1 protein-coding gene is annotated in these 1,728 nt (G+C 40.2%); it reads left to right on the top strand.

The window, feature by feature from the left end:
• Positions 1-235: 235 nt before the first annotated feature.
• Positions 236-1,630 (top strand): peptide MFS transporter, encoded by a 1,395-nt coding sequence (locus E5A76_RS02765; protein WP_053988996.1) that lies wholly within the window; start codon positions 236-238, stop codon positions 1,628-1,630.
• Positions 1,631-1,728: the final 98 nt, after the last annotated feature.

Below are 1,728 nucleotides of genomic sequence, written 5' to 3'. Positions count from 1 at the left end.
TTTGTGGTTTTATATTTCACTTGTTAAGCTTTTGTTTAGTCTTATAGTCTGAAAGGTCAATGTAACACAATGTTTCATGGTTTTTGGGGGGTTTTAATTAATTGCTTTTATAACATGTGGTTACATAAATTATACAATGTAGCGATATTATCCTTTATTGAATGATAACTCACTATGCTTTATAACGTTCCTGGTATTCATTTATTGAATAAAATTGAGATTAAAAGGAATAGTTATGAGCAAAGACCAAGGCACTTTATTAGGGCACCCGAAAGGGCTGTTCTTACTTTTTGGTACTGAATTGTGGGAACGCTTCTGTTTTTACGGCATGCGCGCCATCCTCGTTCTTTACCTTACAGAGAAAACCATGAATGGTGGTTTTGGCTGGACAACGAAAGATGCCTTGGGTTTATACGCAACATACACTGGCCTTGTTTACTTAACGCCATTGATTGGTGGGTGGATTGCCGATAACTTTTTAGGCCAGCGCCGATGTGTGATGATTGGTGGTGTAGCAATGGCAGCCGCTCAGTTTATTTTGGCATTACCTAACTCCGTTGTTGGTGATTCAGCACTGCATGTTTTCTATGCAGGTCTAACTTTAATGATTGTTGGTAATGGTCTGTTTAAAGCCAATATCTCAACCATGGTTGGTGATTTATATGAAGAGGGTGATAACCGTCGTGATGGTGCATTCACTATTTTCTATATGGGTATCAACTTGGGTTCGCTACTTGCGGGTATTATCGCAGGTACGGCAGTTTCAATTTGGGGCTATAAAGCAGGTTTTGCGACAGCAGGTATTGGTATCTGTATTGGTTTAACACTGCAAATGCTATTTGCTCGTCGCTTCCTTGGTAACATTGGTATTGAGCCAGCGGCAAAGCGTGATGCTGCGAAAAACAAATCGGGTAAGAAAGAGCCATTAACCAAAGTTGAACGTGATCGCCTAAAAGTAATCATGATCATGGGTCTATTTGTTGTTGTGTTCTGGGCTGGTTTTGAGCAAGCCGGTGGTCTGATGAACATTTACACTCAGCAATACACTGACCGTGTTATTGGTAGCTTTACAGTACCAACTGAGTGGTTCCAATCACTTAACCCGTTCTTCATTATTACACTAGCACCGGTTATCGCATCACTATGGGTGAAAATGGGTCCTAAAGAGCCAAGCTCACCAATTAAGTTTGCTTTAGCATTGTTCTTCCTAGCGATTGGTTTCCTATTCATGGTAGGTGCTGCAATGGAGCAAGGCGGTGACTTAACAGTGAAAACATCAATGCTATGGCTTGTAGGTGCATATTTCTTCCATACATTAGGCGAGTTATGTTTATCACCAATCGGTTTATCTATGGTGACTAAACTTGCACCGCTACGTTTATGTTCATTACTAATGGGTGTGTGGTTCTCGTTCAACGCATTAGCAAACTACCTTGCTGGTATTATCGGTTCTCACATTGGTGATGCAGGCGCACTAGCAATCTTCGGTGGTATTGCTTCAGCAGCAACGGTTTCTGGTCTCATTCTTATCTTGTTCTCAGGTAAGTTAATTGATTGGATGCACGGTGCTGAAGGTCAGCCAACAACTGAAATGAAAGAAGCAGAAGCACAACTTGCAGAAGCGAATTAATTCTAAATAAATCATTTTTTGTTTAGCCCATGGTTAGGTATAGCCATGGGCTTTTTTGTTATAATTAATATCAAACTGATTAATTATCAATCTGATAA

The sequence above is a fragment of the Photobacterium lucens genome (assembly GCF_009873615.1).
Lineage (GTDB): Bacteria > Pseudomonadota > Gammaproteobacteria > Enterobacterales > Vibrionaceae > Photobacterium > Photobacterium lucens.
Note: the sequence above shows the minus strand (reverse complement) of the source record. Positions and strands in the feature narration are given on the sequence as shown.

Bases quoted from the DNA above. Each gene is read 5' to 3' on its own strand.
- E5A76_RS02765 (WP_053988996.1), top strand. From the start codon at position 236: ATGAGCAAAGACCAAGGCACTTTATTAGGGCACCCGAAAGGGCTGTTC.